The sequence below is a fragment of the Pedobacter mendelii genome (assembly GCF_014635725.1).
In the GTDB taxonomy this organism is placed as follows: Bacteria; Bacteroidota; Bacteroidia; order Sphingobacteriales; family Sphingobacteriaceae; genus Pedobacter; species Pedobacter mendelii.
Genome location: NZ_BMDJ01000006.1, coordinates 106,096 through 124,672, shown reverse-complemented (window position 1 = coordinate 124,672; position 18,577 = coordinate 106,096). Strand labels below are relative to the sequence as shown.

General features: G+C 35.7%; 13 protein-coding genes. 9 read left to right on the top strand and 4 right to left on the bottom strand.

All coding sequences use genetic code 11. The features are described from left to right. Window positions 1-3 precede the first annotated feature (3 nt). Window positions 4-1,323 (bottom strand): TolC family protein, encoded by a 1,320-nt coding sequence (locus tag IEV50_RS12225; RefSeq protein WP_188414689.1) that lies wholly within the window; start codon window positions 1,321-1,323, stop codon window positions 4-6. Next, window positions 1,320-1,946: a TetR/AcrR family transcriptional regulator gene (locus IEV50_RS12220; protein WP_188414687.1), complete on the bottom strand. Its 627-nt coding sequence runs from the start codon at window positions 1,944-1,946 to the stop codon at window positions 1,320-1,322. The genes IEV50_RS12225 and IEV50_RS12220 overlap by 4 nt, the downstream gene beginning before the upstream one ends. Window positions 1,947-2,062: 116 nt before the next feature. Here IEV50_RS12220 and IEV50_RS12215 point away from each other — a divergent pair, with 116 nt between their 5' ends. Genes IEV50_RS12215 through IEV50_RS12205 form a run of 3 tightly spaced genes read left to right on the top strand, consistent with a single transcriptional unit; the run spans window position 2,063 to window position 5,470 of the window. After that, complete coding sequence (locus IEV50_RS12215; protein WP_188414685.1) at window positions 2,063-4,600, top strand: bifunctional glycoside hydrolase family 9 protein/polysaccharide deacetylase; 2,538 nt, start codon at window positions 2,063-2,065, stop codon at window positions 4,598-4,600. A 59-nt stretch (window positions 4,601-4,659) separates the two neighbouring features. Next, entirely contained in the window at window positions 4,660-4,845 is a 186-nt protein-coding gene (locus tag IEV50_RS12210; protein ID WP_188414683.1) for a hypothetical protein, read from the top strand. A 55-nt stretch (window positions 4,846-4,900) separates the two neighbouring features. After that, a complete protein-coding gene (locus IEV50_RS12205) occupies window positions 4,901-5,470 on the top strand; it encodes a DUF2911 domain-containing protein (RefSeq protein WP_188414681.1) in 570 nt (189 codons plus the stop codon). 59 nt (window positions 5,471-5,529) lie between these two features. Here IEV50_RS12205 and IEV50_RS12200 read toward each other — a convergent pair whose 3' ends face one another. Both IEV50_RS12200 and IEV50_RS12195 read right to left on the bottom strand, forming a co-directional pair. Next, complete coding sequence (locus tag IEV50_RS12200; protein WP_188414679.1) at window positions 5,530-7,902, bottom strand: phosphocholine-specific phospholipase C; 2,373 nt, start codon at window positions 7,900-7,902, stop codon at window positions 5,530-5,532. Window positions 7,903-7,920: 18 nt separating this feature from the next. Next, complete coding sequence (locus IEV50_RS12195) at window positions 7,921-9,423, bottom strand: glycerophosphodiester phosphodiesterase family protein (RefSeq protein ID WP_188414671.1); 1,503 nt, start codon at window positions 9,421-9,423, stop codon at window positions 7,921-7,923. 552 nt (window positions 9,424-9,975) lie between these two features. Between IEV50_RS12195 and IEV50_RS12190 the strand changes: the two genes are divergently transcribed. From IEV50_RS12190 to IEV50_RS12165, 6 genes are all read left to right on the top strand, one after another. Beyond that, window positions 9,976-13,293, top strand: coding sequence for a DUF4175 family protein (locus IEV50_RS12190; RefSeq protein ID WP_188414669.1), 3,318 nt, complete (start codon window positions 9,976-9,978; stop codon window positions 13,291-13,293). A 57-nt stretch (window positions 13,294-13,350) separates the two neighbouring features. Then, the gene (gene ybeY, locus IEV50_RS12185; protein ID WP_188414667.1) at window positions 13,351-13,788 is read left to right on the top strand and encodes an rRNA maturation RNase YbeY; all 438 of its coding nucleotides are present in this window, start codon (window positions 13,351-13,353) and stop codon (window positions 13,786-13,788) included. A gap of 391 nt (window positions 13,789-14,179) precedes the next feature. After that, entirely contained in the window at window positions 14,180-15,595 is a 1,416-nt protein-coding gene (miaB, locus tag IEV50_RS12180; RefSeq protein ID WP_188414659.1) for a tRNA (N6-isopentenyl adenosine(37)-C2)-methylthiotransferase MiaB, read from the top strand. A gap of 99 nt (window positions 15,596-15,694) precedes the next feature. Then, window positions 15,695-16,939, top strand: coding sequence for a sigma 54-interacting transcriptional regulator (locus tag IEV50_RS12175; RefSeq protein WP_188414657.1), 1,245 nt, complete (start codon window positions 15,695-15,697; stop codon window positions 16,937-16,939). Between the two features lie 9 nt (window positions 16,940-16,948). Next, window positions 16,949-17,458, top strand: coding sequence for an LptE family protein (locus tag IEV50_RS12170; protein ID WP_188414647.1), 510 nt, complete (start codon window positions 16,949-16,951; stop codon window positions 17,456-17,458). A 55-nt stretch (window positions 17,459-17,513) separates the two neighbouring features. Then, on the top strand, window positions 17,514-18,575 hold the full coding sequence (locus IEV50_RS12165; RefSeq protein ID WP_188414645.1) for a DUF8458 domain-containing protein: 1,062 nt from the start codon (window positions 17,514-17,516) through the stop codon (window positions 18,573-18,575). Window positions 18,576-18,577 lie beyond the last annotated feature (2 nt).

Genomic DNA, 18,577 nt, shown 5'->3' with positions numbered 1-18,577 from the left:
TATTTATTGCGTTATTTTTCCTGTTGATTTTAGTAATGTGTAATAAGCTAAACCTGCATCTGCCTTAGCTATTTCTAAATTTATTTTTGCCTGGTATAATAAAGTTTCGGCATCAATTCTATCCGTTACTGAGGCTACGTTGTTTTTATATTTTGATGCTAATAATTTGTCATTCTCAATTGCCTGAGCAATTGAAGTTTCCAAAACCTGAATCTTATTCATCGCCACCTGATAATTCTGAAAGTTTTTATTAATATCCGTTTTTACATTATCTGATAAGATATCTTTCTGAATGGTTATTTCGCTTTGCTGAATCTTCGCCTCACTCACTTTGTTTCTGTTGGTCCATAAGCTTGCAATGTTCCAGCTAACAGTTGCGCCTAAAGTAACAGGCATTAAATATTGATTTGCTGGTGGAATGAAATTACCACTTGGGTTGATGTAATATAAATTTGCGCCAACACCTACAGTAGGCAAAGTATTTGCTTTGATTGTTTTTATGTTATAATCGGCAACTTTATTTTGCACATCAAGTTGTTTTAATTCCTGGCGATTTACCATTGCTTCGGTGATATATTCTCCTAACGAACCTGCTGTTTTTAAACCTGCATTGGGATCAGCAATTTTAACTTCGGTATCTTCTGGGAGACCCAATAAAATATCTAAATTATAGTTAATAATTTTACGATTGCTTTCTATATCTAATTGAGTAAGTGTAACATTTGCCTGTTGTAACTGAAAACGTAATACATCATTTTTGGTAACAATGCCTTGCTCAAAAAAGCGTTGTGCTTGTTTAATTTGGGCAGCTATTGATTCTAAATTTTGATCAATTACTTTCCTGCTTTGCTCAACTTTGTATAAATTATAGTAGGTATTAATTATTGCATAAGTAATTTCCTCTTTACTTTTATCGGCATCCAAGCGGGCCACATCAGCTAATAATTTGGTTGATTCTTTTGCGTACTTTAATTTACCGCCTCCATAAACCAATTCCTGTACTGCTGCTGTTCCAATGAATGCATCAGCCCTTCTTGGTAACTGTATTGAAGAACCTCCTCCAGGTAGCGTAAAAGTTGTAGTCGGAATTTCAGCATGATTATACATGAAATTTGCATTTGCAGAAGGAAGTGCATTGTCTTTTACAACTTCCAGCTGTGCAACTGCTTGATCTATTTTGTTTTGAGATAATTTTAAGTTTTTACTATTGGCTATGCCAAGTTCAATTGCTTGGTTAATATTTAATTCCTTTATACTCTGCGCAAATAAGGCTGATGGAATTAATGATGCCGCAAGCATTAATCTAATCGATTTGGGTATCATTTTTTTGCTGTTAAATAAACTGTTGTTAAATTTTGCAGGTGTGCAATAACACGCTCTTTTATTATTTTTTTATCTTTCGGATTGTTCAAATCAAAGTTTGAGCAAGGCATTACTTTATTTGGCGCAATTATGATGTTGGTTATGGTACCCATTATTGTTGCGATTACCATTCTTACATCAACCTTGTTAAAGCTGCCATCTTCAATTCCGTCGCTAATAATTCTGTCGATAAGTTGCATGTTAAAACTCATCGCGTCCTTAATTTTATCATACATTTCAGGACGTTGAGTTAAAGACAATTCTCTGTGCATCATTTTATGAAAAGCCGTATTCGCTAGTATTCTGTTTGCATAGCCCTCTATAACTTTGTGCAGTTTTTCTAATGATGAGATTTTATCTTCGTTGATGATTTTTAGTTGAGAAGCAAAACCCGCAATACGCCCATTCATTATCTCTACAAAAACACCTTCTTTCGAACCGAAATAATAATTAATCATTGCCATGTTCGCTCCAGATTCTTTTGCAATCTGGCGGGTAGAAGTGCCTTCATATCCTGTTTCGCAAAACAGCTTTTCAGCAGCCTCAAGAATGGCTTGTTTTTTATCTATTTTTTCTGTCTTCATTTTTTTTTGATCGCACAAAATTAATCAAACGATTGATTAGTATCCAAATGTTTTCTTATAGTTTTTACATTTCCTTGATAAAACCTTAATTTTAAGGAGAATAATCTCTAATAAAAATGAAATTTAACATCCTATTTTCCATTTCCTTCGTGTTATTAGTCTTACTTTTATCTTTTAAAAGCATAAAAAATGAAAATCAGCAAAGCTGGATTAGAATAAATTTGCTTGGTTATCCTTCTGTTTCAATTAAGGTTGCGGTTTGGGCCAGCAAAGCAGCTGAAACCCCAACTTATTTTGAAATTATTGAAAAGGAAAGTAATATGGTAGTTTATCGCTCATCAAACATCAAGTCATTTGGTGCATACGGTCCATTCAAAAAAACTGCCCGCTTAAATTTTTCTGATTTTAAACTAACCGGAAGTTTTTTTATTAAAGCTAATGGTATACTTTCTCCCTTAGTTTTGATTAATAATGATGTTTATAAAGGTGCTGCAGATTTTTGCCTGCGATATATGCGCCAGCAAAGAAGTGGTTTCAACCCTTATTTAAAAGATAGTTGTCATACCAATGATGGTTATGTTTTGTATGGCTCAGAAGCAGGAGTAAAAGACAGTACACATTTCAATGCTTCAGGTGGTTGGCACGATGCAAGCGATTACCTTCAATATTCAGCCACATCGGCAAATGCTACTTATCACCTTTTAATGGCTTATCGAGATTTTCCATTAGTTTTTGGTGATGAGAAGCAGGCAAACGGAATGGATGGAAAAAATGGAAGATCGGATATTTTGGATGAAGCAAAATGGGGATTAGACTGGCTCCTAAAAATGCATCCGAAGAAAAACATAATGTTTAATCAGCTGGCAGATGACAGAGATCACATGTCCATGCGGATTCCCAAGGAAGATAGTCAGTATGGAAGAGGATTTGAAAGGCCTTTATATTTTATAACAGGCGAACCGCAGCAACGCGGAAAGTTTCTTAACGCAACAACAGGAACAAGTTCTACAGCAGCAAAATTTAGTAGTGCTTTTAATTTAGGTGCTGCCATTTTTAAATATCAGGACGATGAATACTCATGCATACTATCAAAAAAAGCTAAGACTGCTTATCAATTTGCTTTAAAAAAACCTGGCGTTACGCAAACCGCATCGGTAAGGTCGCCATATATTTATGCAGAAGACAATTGGGTTGATGATATGGAACTTGCTTCAGCAGCGCTTAACTTCGGGCAAAAGAAATTAAATCAAAAAGCTATTTTAAATGCCCTTTCTTATGCTGAAGAGGAAAAAACTACACCCTGGATGCAGAAGGATACAGCAGCACATTATCAATATTATCCTTTTATAAATTTGGGACATAATGAATTAGCAAAACAAATGGTAGGTACAGATAAAACTAAAATCACAAATTATTACAGGCAAGGGATTGAGCAGGTTTGGAACAGAGCAAAAGAAAATGCTTTTTATCGTGGCATTCCTTTTATTTGGTGCAGCAATAATTTAACGGTTTCTTTTGCTATTCAATGCGGCTGGTACACGAACCTAACCGGCGATAAAACATTTTTAGAATTAGAGCAAGCAAATTTTGATTGGATTTTTGGCTGTAATCCATGGGGAACAAGTATGGTTTATGGTTTGCCAAATTGGGCAGATACACCCACAGATCCACATTCTGCTTTTACACACTTAAAAAATTATCCCATTGATGGTGGTTTGGTTGATGGTCCGGTTTACACAAACATTTACAAAGGCTTAATCGGAATAACTTTGGCTAACACTGATGAATATGCTGAGTTTCAAAGTGATTTGGCAGTTTACCATGATGATTATGGCGATTACAGTACCAATGAGCCAACCATGGATGGAACCGCATCTTTAATTTATTTATTGGCTGCAAAGGAGGCAAAATCAACGCCAAAAAAAGTCCTTGTCTCCATTGAAGGAGGCGAAACAAAATTTTTAAGGGCAATTGTTCGAGGCGATTCTACAAAAAAGAAAATAGCCTTGGTTTTTACAGGCGACGAATTTGCTGATGGAGGTGAAGTTATTCGAAAAACACTAAAAGATAAGCATGTAAAAGCATCATTCTTTCTTACAGGAAATTTTTACCGTAATACAAACTTTAAATCGTTAATAAATAAGTTAAAAAAGGATGGAAACTATCTCGGTCCGCATTCTGATAAACATTTACTTTATTGCGATTGGAATAAAAGAGATAGCCTTTTGGTTACTAAAGCTGAATTTGAAAAAGATTTAAAATCAAACTACAAAGAAATGGCTGCATTTGGCATAAGTAAAACAAATGCAGAATATTTTCTTCCTCCATATGAATGGTATAATAGAAAAATATCAGAGTGGACAGGACAACTAGGTTTAACGCTAGTAAATTTTACATCAGGAACGCATTCCAATGCAGATTATACCTATCCTGAATTGGGAAAAAGTTATAAAAGTTCTAACGAAATTTTTCAATCTATAATTAGTTTCGATAAATCAAATCCCAATGGCTTGAATGGTTTTATATTACTACTACACGTTGGTACAGATACTCGAAGAGTAGATAAATTTTATTTGCAACTGCCTAAATTAATCGATTATCTAAACCTGAAAAATTACGAATTAGTAAAAATTGACAAATTATTAGTCCATTAAGTCTTTATCACAAAACAAAATTTAAAATAAATACTAACTTTGCCTCAAATAATAAAAAAATGAGTGTACAACAAAACAGCAACAATAACTTCAACTGGCTTTATTATGCTTTAGGTTTATTTTTCGGTTTATTTACAGGAGCCATTATTACGCAGAGTTATATTTTTGCCCTTTTAGGTGGGGTATTAGGTTTGTTAACCGCGGGCTTATTTCTGAACGCCCTTGTTAAAGGCAGAAAGTACTAACGCAGACCAGTATTTAAGGACTTGTTTCCTTAAATATTTAATAATCATACAGCGAATGAGAAATATATTCATTGTTGTTTTCGTTTTTCTTTGTTTTGGAGTTAAAGCCCAGGAAGCATCGAATATCGAAGCTAAATTTGCTGCTGCAGACCCAAGCCCTGCAGATATTGTTTACTATCCACTAAATGCTGCTAAGCTAAAAGCTGGCGATTTAACGAAGCCTCAAATCAAGGTTGTTTATTCACGACCGCAGAAAAAAGGAAGGGATATTTTTGGTGTATTAGAGCAATATGGTAAAGTATGGCGCTTTGGTGCTAATGAAAGTACCGAAATTCGTTTTTATCAGAAGGTTATTATTGGTGGTAAAAAGATTAAGGCTGGTACATATAGCATATTCGCTATTCCTAACAAAGAGAACTGGACGTTCATTTTAAATTCGCAAGCAGATAGATGGGGCGCTTTTACCTATGATGCGTCAAAAGATATTATTCGTATAAATGTTCCGGTTAAAACATTAGATAAACCGATCGAATATTTTTCGATAACTTTTACTCCGCTTACTAAGGGTGCAACCTTAATCGCCGCCTGGGATAAAATCCAAGTTGAATTACCAATTGCTTTTTAAGCAAATTTAAAAAACTGTCGTTATTCCAAGGCACTATACATATTGTCGATTTGGTTGTATTACAGCGCATTTCCCATATAAGGATCTGTTGTGGTAATTTCTCCGGTTTCAATTTTACCCGCATAACGATGCCTAAAGAGAGTGTTGTTGGTTTGGATGATACTGAAATCATACCAATGTGCACTTTTAGATAATTTCAAAATTATATCTGTTACTGAATTTGGTTTCAAATTAAAACTTTGCATAGCCGCCTTATATTTATTATCTGCAATTTGGATAGAAATAGGCGATGTCCCTTTATTTTCTATAGAAAAAATCAAATTACCTGTTAGCTTTTTGTTCACCAAACCATTTTGCTCGGGCTTTGCTTTTATTGTGAGTAGAGGATTCTTTTTGCTGCCAGAAAAGTGTCTGTAAAAACCATTTGGCCCCGTTATTCTGAAATCATAAACTTCGTTATCAAAATCTTCGATATTGATTTTTTCCGTCAAAGTATCTCCGTTCTTAACGGCATAAGCCCAAAATTTTCCTTTTACACCTTTGAAATTTGCAATGGTATTCATTGTAAATGGTGCTCCGACATTTTCAGTCTGACTTCCAAAAAGTGCTTTTCCGGATTGAAAAGTAAATTCTATTTCATTATTAATCAAATTTGCATCGGCTATTAGTTGATATGGCAAGGCACAAGATTGCTTAGTTCCCTGTTCTTGTTTTGCTGCATGAATAGAATTCTGACTTGAAAAAGATTCGAACTTATTAATTTTGGCAACTTCATTTTTATTTAAAGCTGTTGGGCCAATTTGAGCTGGTTTATTTTTTGCGTTGCCAATATTGGTAACAACGGTTTCTCTATTTAAAGGTTCGGGAGATTTAATCTCCGTTCCTTTGTATGGTCGAAATACAGAGGTTAAATCGCCGCATATATTTCTTCTCCATTCACTTATATTATTACTTTTAATGTTTTTGCCGCTCTTTTTGCTCAGCCATTTTTCCATAAACATTAACGATGAAGTATGATCGAAAACCTGAGAATTAACAAAACCACCTTTACTCCAAGGAGAGGCAATAACCATTGGCACACGATAGCCTAAGCCAATCGGGCTTCCTTTTCTGGCTTCAAAATCAGTTGCAAAATTTATGCCTGCAGACACTTTTCCGCTTGATGCATCATCAGGATTTGGAACTACAAAAGGTGGGTGATGGTCGAAATAGCCATCATTTTCATCATAAGTTAAAACGAAAATGGTTTTCTTCCAAACCTCGGGGTTTTTAGTTAAGATATCTAATGCCTCACTAACATACCAGGTTCCATAAAGTGGCGAACTGGTATGGTCTGAAAATCTTTGCGGTGCAACCAGCCAGGAAACTGTTGGAAGCTTCCCGCTATCAACATCTTTTCTAAATTGATGAAAAATATCTCCTTTCGGGATATTGATGGTTTCAGATTTTCCCACATCATTGGTAAAAGTAAATGGCGCTAAATCCAGATAATCCTTTTCACTGATGTTTGTTTGGAAAGCCTTATCAATTAAATTTTTCTCCCGCTGTGACAACTTATCATATTTAGCCTGAACTTCTTTTGCAGTTAAAGCTGGTTTAACGGTATTGTCTCCATTTTTTCTGAAATATGCAGAAAGCTTAACATTATGCCTGCTAATATATTCTACCGGATTATCGCCATAATTACCCAACCAATCATCAATTTCGCCCTCCGGAAGTTTTGATGTCCAAAGTTCGTTTTGATAAATTCGCCAGTCGATACCATTATCTTCAAGCGTTTCTTGGAATGTTGGCCAATCTACAAAAATATTATTTTGAGATTCTGCCTGGTCATTATTTACAACAGCAACTTTATTAGCACTTTTTTCTCCTCTAACCGTTCCTGTAAAAAAGAATAATCTATTTGGCGTGGTGCCTGTTAATGATGAACAGAAATGCTGGTCGCAAACGGTAAAGGCATCTGCTAAATCGTAATAAAAAGGTATGTCATTTCTATCGTAGTAAGATAAGGTCATTGGCGCTTTTGCAGGCAACCATTTGTCATATCTTCCGCCATTTCTGGCGGCAACCTGGTCGTTCCATGAGTGTGGTAAACCACCTTGCCAGGTAATTTTTGTTTTGTTGATATCAACATGAAATGGAATGTAAGTATAACCCTGACCGTCTTTCTGCAGCCAAACTTTATTTCCATCGGGTTGGATATGTGTGTGCGGGTCATTAAAACCACGAACACCTTTCATTTTACCAAACATGTGGTCGAATGAGCGGTTTTCCTGCATTAAAAATACAATATGCTCTGCATCATAAAAAGTGCTGCCGGGTTCAGCGTTAATTGCCATGGCTTTTAATACCGAACTTGGTAGGGTACTTGCAATACCCGTAGCGCCAGCAAGCATGGCTGCCTTTTTTAAAAATTCTCTACGTGAATCCATTGGTTGATATTGACTTGCTTATTTCTGGTAAAGCCTAACATAATCCACTTTCATTGTAGCAGGAAATATTGAGTCATCTACACCCATTTTTCCACCCCACCCACCACCAACGGCAACGTTTAAAATAAGATGGAAATTTTGGTCGAAAGGCCATTCTGAAGCACCTTTTCCTGTATTTTTAAAACTCAAATATTTTTGGTCATCTACAAAGAAATCTATTCGGTCTTCATACCATTCAATTGCATAAATGTGATAAGCGTTATAAGGGTTTATCCTTACGCTTTTACCAACCTGAGTATGAATTTTATGATTGAATTTTTCTGTATGAACGGTTCCGTAAACACTATCAGGTTCGTAACCAACATGCTCCATAATATCTATTTCGCCACTTTTTGGCCATCCACCATATTTTTGAACCGTTGGAAGTGCCCAAATTGCTGGCCACAATCCTCTACCTTTTGGTAACATCGCCCTTACTTCTACTCTTCCATATTTGAAATCGAACTTATCTTTACTCAAAAGCCTTGCAGAAGTATAATGATTGCTTTCTTTGTCTGCTTTAATAACTGTAATGTTTAGGTTTCCTTTTTTTACATTTGTATTTGCAGAATCTGCATTAGTGTAGTATTGTAGTTCGTTATTTCCCCAGCCTTTTCCGCCAACATCGTAACTCCAGTTTTTGCTTAATGGCAAACCTGCATCATCAAATTCATCAGCCCATTTTAATTTCCATCCTATAGTTAAGGGCGTTTTCTTTAATTCTTCGAAAGTTAATTCTGGTTCATTTGTTGTAATGTAATCAACTTTATGGGCTAACAACCATTGAATTTCAGGAACTGTATTAACCGTCCAGGCATTTACCGTTAAACCCAATTTTTGAGCGTTTTCAATCCAGCCATCTTTTTGATAAACACTGTAATGATAATCTACACCAGTTAATTTATCTGCTTTCATTTGTTCTGCACTAATTTCGCCTTTTAAATAGGCAACCTTAGCTTTTGGTAATACTTCTAAAATACGTTTACAGTAATCATAATCAAAGCTGATGTATTCTGTCCATTCCAAAACACCAACTTTTTTAACCATATCAATGCACTTGTTGGTTACATCAATTCCGCGTTCTTTGCTAATTAATGATGGTTTAATCTCTAAAATCAGTTTCGTTGTTTTTTGCTTTTTACCTTCTTTTAAATAGGCTTCGAGTGTTGGAATTTTTTCGCCATTGCTCATCGTTTTTGTTAAAAGCGTTTCGTATTTAACCTTTTCTATGCTTAAACCTTGAAATTCGGGGTCGTGGTTAATAACTAAAATATTATCGGCAGTCATCCAAACATCGAACTCAGAACCATAACAACCTAATTTTACTGCCTCATTTAAAGATGCGATTGAATTTTGAGGAAAATTATTTTTCTTCCATGCACCGCGGTGGGCGATTACCTGATTTTTATTCCAGTTAAACTTTTGACCGAAAGAAGCTGTAAAAGTGAATAACATTAATATCGAAATAAGTGCTCGTTTCATATTTGGGGTAATTATACAAAAAATCAAAAGTAGATTTTTACAACATAATTAGTTTAAAATCTATGTAACCTTTGTATTAATTTATAACAAGATAAAGATTTAAAATTAATTATTCAGTAGGTTGAAGCAGAAGGGCAATGAAAAAAACCACCTCTTTCTCCTCCTTTAAAATAATGAGGGGACTTGGACAGCCTTATTGCTATTTTTGGGCTGTGGGTTTAGCCATGCAAATAACCGATGGCTGAAGCCGAACGGCAATGAATTAATAGCGCTTTGCATTTTATTGCAGGCTGCTTTATCTGCCTGTTTCCTATTATTATGCAATTTGGGCTTTAGCCAAAAGCATCAACCTTTGTTCAATAAACCCGATTGGACGGATGCCCGCTTTTCTTCGAAGCGGCAGTAGGAAAAGCGGGACTGAAAACCGCCATGAAACGGTAAACTTCGTTTTCCAAACCTTTATTCTATCTTTTCAATAAACTATTTGAAATAAACACGTTACCTTACTAAGGTTTCTTTTAATTGAGAGGAACAATTTTTACATTTACAGTAATGGTAGGCAATAACTATAGCGATTTACTCAAAAAGATAGATGAGTTTATCCGTAAATTTTATTTGAATAAGATTTTGCGGGGAGCCATTTATGCCGCAGCTATACTTTTAGGTTTATACTTGCTTGTTTTTTTAAGTTTGTATTACTTAAACCCTTCAGCGGGATTTAAAACCTTTATTTTCTTTGCGTATTTTTTGTTAGGATTACTTTTGATTGGTTTTTTAATCATCAAACCTTTGCTTTCGATGCTAAAATTGGGCAAACATTTATCTTTTGATGAAGCTTCGGTAATTATTGGAAATCATTTTTCTGATATCAAGGATAAACTTTTGAATACCTTACAGTTGCATAAGCTTTCTGAAAACCTGCCAGAGCACAATCAATTGATTTTGGCTAGTATCGATCAAAAAATTTTAGAGTTGAAACCTGTTCCCTTTTACACTGCTGTTCGGATAAATGACAATCGGAAATACTTAAAATACCTTTTTATTCCGCTATCGATTATTTTATTGATTGCAATAATTGCACCTGCTATTTTACGCGAGGGAACGAATAGTTTCTTTAAATATGATGAGTATATCGCACCGAAAGCACCTTTCAGTTTTACGGTTTTGAATAAGAATTTAACCGTTACCCAAGGGGATGATGTAACAATAAACCTAAAGCTGGATGGCGATGAATTACCTGCAGAAGTTTATGTGGAGGATGGTAAAAACATTTACAAACTTGAAAAGGAAAACATCAGCAAGTTTAATTACAGCATCAAAAATATCCAGAGCGATAAAAAACTAATTTTTAAAGGCGGTGGCTTCAACTCTTCGTTATTTACGGTTAGTGTAAAACCTCGCCCGGAGTTGTTAAATGCTACGGCAACCTTAAATTACCCTTCATATTTAGGTAAAAAACAAGAAGTGATTGCCAATGTTGGCGATATCCTTTTGCCAGAGGGAACACGTGTAACCTGGAATTTTAAAACGGTTGAAAGTAATTCGCTTTTATTTAATTTAAATGGCACCGAAAATATTTTAAAAGTGCTGGATAATGAATCTGCTTTTAACGCTACAATTCGAAATAATTCGAAATATAGCATTACGCCGAAAAATGATTTTGTAATACTGAGAGATTCTCTTTCGCATCAAATCACCGTAATTAAAGACCAATCGCCCGCTATTCAAGTTGAAGAAAAACCTGATTCCATTAGTAAAAAGGCGCTTTATTTCAGCGGCCAAATTAACGATGATTATGGTTTCAGCCTGTTGAGCTTTAAATATAACATTAGGGAAAACAATAAAATAATCAGTACGGTTAGTAAGAATATTGCCATTAAAGCAAACGCCACTGAAAACACTTTTTTCTATTTCTGGGATTTGAAAACGGCATTAGCAAAGCCTGGCCAAGAAATTGAGTATTATTTTGAAGTAGTTGATAATGATGGCGTTAACGGTGTAAAAACTACCCGTTCGCAGATTAAAACTTTTAAAGCACCCACTAAAAAAGAAACTGCGGAGCAAGCAGACGCAAGTAACCAGGCGCTTAAACAAAAAATGCAGTCGGCTATTCGTTTGGCAAATAACATTGAAAAAGAAAGTAAAAAAGTTGCAGAAAGCCTGATTGATAAGAAACAAATTTCTTTTGAGGATAAAAAGCAAATTGAGGCTTTGCTGGATAAGCAAAAGCAGTTGGATGAGGCAGTAAAAGAAATTAAAGAGCAGAACGATAAAAATATCCAGCAGCAGGAAGACCAAAAACAAACGGAAGAGCTTTTAGAGAAACAAAAACAAATTAAAGATTTGTTTGATAATGTACTGGATGAAAAGACCAAAGAGCTTTTGCAGAAATTGCAAAACCTGATGAATGAGAAAAATAAAGACCAAACGCAAAATGAACTCTCGAAAATGCAATTGGATAATAAAACCCTCAAAAATGAATTAGACAGGATTTTAGAACTCTACAAACAACTGGAATTTGAACAGAATCTTCAAAACGATATAGACCGTTTAAATGAATTGGCCAAAGAACAAAAAGAACTAAGTAAAGAAACTGCGGATAAAAAACAGGACAACCAGTCGCTTAAACAAAAGCAAGATGCTTTGAGTAAGGAAATGAACGACTTGAAAAATGATTTCAATAAACTAGAAGAGAAAAATCAAAGTTTAGAAAAACCAAATCCATTTGAAAACCCTGAAAAAGATGTTCAGGGTATTCAAAAAGAACAGCAAGATAGCAAGGATGCTTTAGATAAAAAAGATTCGAAAGGAGCCAGTCAGAAACAACAAAAAGCTGGCGACCAAATGGAGAAGCTTTCTAAAAAAATGAGTGATATGCAGCAGCAAGGTGAAGAAATGGAGAATAACCTGAATGCCAAAGAGTTGCGGCGTTTATTGGAAAATCTCCTAAATACATCTTTTGAACAGGAAAAAGTGATGTTAGCGTTAAAAAAAATGAGTCAGGCCGACCCATCATACACTTCTAATGTTCAAAAGCAGCGAAGCATTAAAGATAACCTTAAAACCATAGCCGATAGTTTGTATGCATTAAGTAAACGCGTTCCTCAAATCGAATCGACCGTTAATGAGGAAATGAATAAGATAAATTTTAATCTTGATAAGAGCTTGGAAAGCCTTGGTGAAAGAAGAACGCCCGAAGCGAATCGTTACCAGCAATTTACCATGACTTCGATTAACAATTTGAGCTTGATGTTGAGTGAAGCTTTAAACCAATTGCAGAACATGCAAAAGAACTCGAAGCCTGGAAGTGGCAAAAAGCAGAAGCAAGGCATGAAACAGCTTTCGCAAATGCAGGAGCAGCTGAACAAGAACATGCAAAAGGCTAAAGATCAAATGCAGAAGTCTGGTGGTAACCAAGGAACGGTGGGCAAAGGGCAAATGAGTCAGGAATTTGGAAAAATGGCGCAACAGCAGCAAATGATTCGCCAGGCTTTAGAAAAAATTAACCGCGAAGAAAATAAAGATGGTTCGGGTAAAATGGGCAACCTTAATGAGGCCATTAAGGAAATGAAACAAACAGAGAGTGATTTGGTTAATAAACGTTTACAGCAAGAAACATTAAACAGGCAGAAAGAGTTATTAACCAAGCTATTAGAGGCAGAAAAAGCTGAACGTGACCAAGAAGAAGATTCAAAACGAGAAAGTAAAGCTGCGGCAACATTTCCTCCATCATACCAGAAAATGGTTGAGCAGTTTAAAAAGCAACAACAAAACGGTAACGATATGTTGCAAAAATTGCCGCCAAGTTTAAATTATTATTATAAGAATAAAATTGCCAAGTATTTGAAATTGTTAAATATGGAGCGATAGGTTTCGCCGCAGACTTGCAGATTATTTATTAAATTTGCGGCCTGAAACAAACCCAACATGCCTGCAATTTCATTTTTTACAGAATCCATTAGTTTTAATCTCCCTCAAAAGCTAAAGGTTAAAAAGTGGATTAAAGCGACTATTGAAACAGAGGGCTATAAATTACAAGAACTCAATTTCATTTTCTGTAGTGATGAATATTTGCTTGGCATCAATCAGCAATACCTAAATCATGATACTTATACTGATATTATTACTTTCGATAACTCCGAAGAAGAAAAAAAAATCGTTAGTGATATCTTCATCAGTATTGAGCGTGTTAAAGAAAACGCCAAATCCTTTAAGACTAATGATTTTGACGAAGTCTGCCGCATCATGATTCATGGAACTTTACACTTACTTGGATATAAAGATAAAGGTAAAGTCGCCAAAACCTTAATGACACAGAAAGAAGATGAGTATTTGGGATGTAGAAATAAGTTCGACATGGTTTAGCGGGGGTATATCAATCTTTACAATGAAAACTTGAATGGAGAGAATTGTATCTCTTCTCGGATTTGAAAAAAGATATGATAATTTCTTTTACATTTCAAGTTACCTATCTTGTTAACTAACTACACCACAGCTAAATAAGCTAGGTATAATGAAATGGTATCGATCTTTTCTATCGGGAATTGTAGGGATAGCATAGCTGCAACCACCATTAACGGCCAAGCATTCATTTAAAAATGCACCTGATTGTACTTTTATGTGAAATAAATCAACAATTAGCCATCTGCTTTTGGCTCATAAAATAATTCGTTTGTAATCATTTAAACTAAATATGTCAATTTGTCACTTTTAATTTTATTTATGTATTTTTGCAATCCCCAAAATGTTTTAAACAATGATTGATTTACAAGTACAGGATAAGACGCACGATGAGACCAGGCAAGGTGAAGCTTTAATTTTAGATGCACCTAATAAGGCTGATGCCCGTAAATTATACATTGAAAGTTATGGCTGCGCAATGAACTTCGCCGATAGTGAAATTGTTGCCTCTATTCTTTCTGAAACAGGATTTGAAACCACTGGCGATTATCACCAGGCAGATGTAATTTTCATTAACACATGCTCTATTCGAGAAAATGCAGAAACCAGGGTTAGAAACCGTTTGTCGCAATTTGGGGTAGAAAAGCGTCGTAATCCAAAACTAATTGTAGGTGTTTTAGGCTGTATGGCCGAGCGTTTAAAATCTAAGTTTTTAGAAGAAGAGCGTTTGGTTGATGTAGTTGTTGGCCCGGATGCTTACCGTGATTTACCAAACTTAATTGAGCAGGTAGAAAGTGGCCATAAAGCCGTAAATGTACTTTTATCTCGTGAGGAAACTTATGCAGATATTAGCCCTGTTCGGTTAAACAGCAATGGAATAACCGCTTTTATTTCTATTACACGCGGTTGTAACAACATGTGTTCGTTCTGTGTTGTGCCATTTACACGTGGCAGAGAACGCAGTCGAGATGCACATTCGATTATTGCAGAGGCACAAAGTTTATTTGAAGCAGGCTACCGTGAAGTTACTCTTTTAGGCCAAAACGTAGATTCATACACCTGGACTTCGGAAGATGGAACTGAAACTGTAAACTTCGCACAGCTTTTAGAGCAAACAGCTTTGGTAAATCCTGATTTAAGGGTTCGTTTCTCAACTTCACATCCTAAAGATATTACTGATGAGGTTTTATACACCATCGCTAAATATGATAACATTTGCAATTACATCCACTTGCCTGTTCAATCCGGAAATACACGCATTTTGGAATTAATGAACAGAACTTATACCCGTGAATGGTACATTAACCGTATTGATGCGATTAAAAATATTATTCCGGGATGTGCAATTTCTACTGATATCATCGCAGGTTTCTGCACTGAAACCGAAGAAGAACATCAGGATACCTTAAGCATAATGGATTATGTGGGATATGATTTCGCTTACAACTTTACTTATTCTGAAAGACCAGGAACTTTAGCCGCCCGTAAATTTGAGGATGATATTCCGGAAGAAGTTAAAAAGCGCAGATTAGCAGAAATTTTAGCTAAACAACAGGCACATTCATTACTGCGTTTACAAGAATGGGTTGGAAAAACTGTACGTGTTCTGATAGAAGGCACATCAAAAAAATCGGATAAGGATTATTGCGGAAGAGGTGATAGTGGCGCAATGGCAATTTTCCCTGTAATTGATGGCGTTAAGCCTGGTCATTATGCTAATGTATTAATTGAAAAATGTACTTCAGCTACGCTGATTGGAAAGATAGTTTAAGAGCTTAAAGGCTAAAGCTTTAAGTGAAAAACACAATGAGTTAGTAAAGTTAATGATGCCCAATCTTGATACCTGATACTAATTACTTGATACTAAAGAATGGATACACAAAATATAAAACAACGGTTCGGTATTATAGGCAATTCGCCATTACTTAATCGTGCCATAGACATTGCAAGCCAGGTTGCGCCAACAGATATGTCGGTTTTAATTACTGGTGAAAGCGGTAGTGGTAAAGAGGTTTTTTCTCAAATTATCCATCAAATGAGTGTCCGCAAACATGGTCCTTTTATCGCGGTAAATTGCGGTGCCATTCCCGAAGGAACAATAGATTCAGAACTATTTGGGCATGAAAAAGGTTCGTTTACAGGCGCACACGAAGCACGTAAAGGATATTTCGAAGTTGCTAACGGGGGTACAATTTTCTTAGATGAAGTAGCGGAATTACCATTAGGAACACAAGCTCGTTTATTAAGGATTTTAGAAAGCGGCGAATATTTACGCGTGGGTTCATCAAAGGTTCAAAAAACTGATGTTCGTATTATTGCTGCAACCAATGTTGATGTTTACAACCGGGTTAAAAATGGAAAATTCCGTGAAGATTTATATTATAGATTAAATACCGTTCCATTACGTATTCCTGCATTACATGAACGTAAAGAAGATATTTATTTGCTATTCAGAAAATTCTCTGCTGATTTTAGTGATAAATACCGTAGTCCCGGATTACAATTAGAGCCAGATGCAGTACAAATTTTAACAAATTACAGCTGGCCTGGTAATGTTAGGCAGCTAAAAAATATTGCTGAACAAATTTGCGTTCTGGAAAAGGAAAGAAACGTAAGCGGGCAAGCAATTTTGAACTATATTCCAAATGAAGCTGGCAGCAACCTGCCAATGACGATAAATTCTCAATCAAAAGAAGATTTTACAGAAAGAGATATTTTGTATAAAGTGCTTTTCGATATGAAAAAGGATATGGTTGAGCTTAAAAAACTCGTTGCAGAAATTATTCAGCATGGTGGAAATACCGCAACGGTTTTGGCTGATAATCCACAGTACATCAATCAACTTTACAGAGATGTAGAATTGCCGGCCGGACAAGAACACGGTTTTACCATTCAACAGCCTACAGCAAATAATAATAACAGCAGTAATAACTCCGATTATAATTTTGCACACGATGCGGAAGAGGTAGAAGAATCGTTATCGCTAGTAGACAAGGAATCTGATTTAATAAAAAAGGCACTCAAAAAGCATAAAGGCAAACGAAAATTCGCAGCTCAGGAATTAGGAATATCTGAACGTACACTCTACAGAAAGATTAAAGAATTAAGTCTATAAAATCAGCTTATGAAGATCAAAATATTTGCTTTTCTAATTATCGCAGCATTAAGTTCATGTGCATACACTTTTAGCGGCGCATCCATTCCGGTAGAAATGAAAACAATAACCGTTCGGTTTTTCGAAAATAGTGCGCCGTTGGTAATCCCTACTTTAAGCCAGCAGTTTACTGAAGCTGTAAAATCGCGTATCCGTAGCCAAACGCGGTTAAGTATAACCCCGAGTGATGGCGATGCAATTTTTGAAGGCCGAATAACCGGATACGAAATCCGGCCTGTAGCTTTAACTTCGAGCAGTACGCCAACCGCATCTAATAACCGTTTAACCATTACGGTTGCCGTAAAATACATTAATAATATTAAAGGGCATGATAAGGAAAGCTTTGAAGAAAGTTTTTCAAGGTATTATGATTTTCCATTAAACGGCGCATCTATACAATCGCTTCAACCTGTGGCTATAGAAGCTATTAACAAACAGCTTACCGAAGATATTTTTAACCGTGCATTTGCACAATGGTAGCTTAAACTTTTTTAAAAACCACCTGCATTAATTATATTAGCAGCAAACCTAAATAATGGATAACAAAAAGCTACTTGCAAATTTACTGGCACAACCTGGAAAGGTTGGGCAAGAGCATATACCCATGTTACAGGAAATGTTGGCGCAATATCCTTATGCACAAATCGTTCATTTACTCTTAGCCAAGGCTGATGCAAAGTTTATATCTAATGCAGCTTTGTACAGTAATGGAAATGTGCTATACAATATTCTTCACAAAGAACCGGTTATCGAAAATGAAATAATTGAAGAAACGATAGATAAAGAGGAGTTTGCAATAATTGATGAAGAAAGCACCGCTGATGAGCAGGAAATTTATGATGAAATAGGAGAGATAACTGAAAATTCTGAACCTAAAATTACCCAGGCTGTAAACATAGAAACACCAAATAATTTGCCTGGCATTGATAGTCATTTGATGGATTTGCCGGCAGATGAAGATAGTTTTATCGAAAGTGTAGCTGCGACAGATTTCTTTGCTTTCGAACAGAAGTTAAGTACCGATGTTGTTAACGTTCCGGAGATAGAAACCGTTGTTCCTGATGAACCTGAACATAGCTTTGTTTCTAAATACGATGATGACCAACTTCCTTACACTTTTTTATGGTGGCTGGCGAAAACACGTAAAGAACACGAACAAATCTTTCAGCCTTACGCACAACCAAAACCCGAACTAAAAAGACAACCTCAGCAAAAAAATCAGGAGCGGGCTGAGTTTCAGCAGCAGTATGTAGAGCATATTTTTCACATTCAAACACCTTTCGAAGTTGCCGATCATTTAGCGGAATATCCATCTGCGGACGTTAAGGATGCCAAAGGTGCGGAGATTATCGAGAAGTTTTTAAAAGAAGACCCAACGATAAAACCTCCAAAACCAGAGCAAATAGATAATGAGAATAAAGCCAAAAAGAGCGCTGAAGACCGTTATGACTTGGTTTCGGAAACTTTAGCCAAAATTTACATCGAGCAAATGCTTTACCACAAAGCCATAGATACTTATAAAAAATTAAGTTTGAAATATCCAGAAAAAAGTGGTTACTTTGCCGACCTTATCCAATCTATAGAAAAGAAATTTTAAAA

What these genes read in the sequence shown, in the direction of transcription:
- IEV50_RS12220 (WP_188414687.1), bottom strand. Translation starts at nt 1,946, where the DNA reads ATGAAGACAGAAAAAATAGATAAAAAACAAGCCATTCTTGAGGCTGCT.
- IEV50_RS12175 (WP_188414657.1), top strand. Translation starts at nt 15,695, where the DNA reads ATGGATACACAAAATATAAAACAACGGTTCGGTATTATAGGCAATTCG.
- IEV50_RS12200 (WP_188414679.1), bottom strand. Translation starts at nt 7,902, where the DNA reads ATGGATTCACGTAGAGAATTTTTAAAAAAGGCAGCCATGCTTGCTGGC.
- IEV50_RS12195 (WP_188414671.1), bottom strand. Translation starts at nt 9,423, where the DNA reads ATGAAACGAGCACTTATTTCGATATTAATGTTATTCACTTTTACAGCT.
- IEV50_RS12165 (WP_188414645.1), top strand. Translation starts at nt 17,514, where the DNA reads ATGGATAACAAAAAGCTACTTGCAAATTTACTGGCACAACCTGGAAAG.
- IEV50_RS12215 (WP_188414685.1), top strand. Translation starts at nt 2,063, where the DNA reads ATGAAATTTAACATCCTATTTTCCATTTCCTTCGTGTTATTAGTCTTA.
- ybeY (WP_188414667.1), top strand. Translation starts at nt 13,351, where the DNA reads ATGCCTGCAATTTCATTTTTTACAGAATCCATTAGTTTTAATCTCCCT.
- miaB (WP_188414659.1), top strand. Translation starts at nt 14,180, where the DNA reads ATGATTGATTTACAAGTACAGGATAAGACGCACGATGAGACCAGGCAA.
- IEV50_RS12210 (WP_188414683.1), top strand. Translation starts at nt 4,660, where the DNA reads ATGAGTGTACAACAAAACAGCAACAATAACTTCAACTGGCTTTATTAT.
- IEV50_RS12205 (WP_188414681.1), top strand. Translation starts at nt 4,901, where the DNA reads ATGAGAAATATATTCATTGTTGTTTTCGTTTTTCTTTGTTTTGGAGTT.
- IEV50_RS12170 (WP_188414647.1), top strand. Translation starts at nt 16,949, where the DNA reads ATGAAGATCAAAATATTTGCTTTTCTAATTATCGCAGCATTAAGTTCA.
- IEV50_RS12225 (WP_188414689.1), bottom strand. Translation starts at nt 1,323, where the DNA reads ATGATACCCAAATCGATTAGATTAATGCTTGCGGCATCATTAATTCCA.
- IEV50_RS12190 (WP_188414669.1), top strand. Translation starts at nt 9,976, where the DNA reads ATGGTAGGCAATAACTATAGCGATTTACTCAAAAAGATAGATGAGTTT.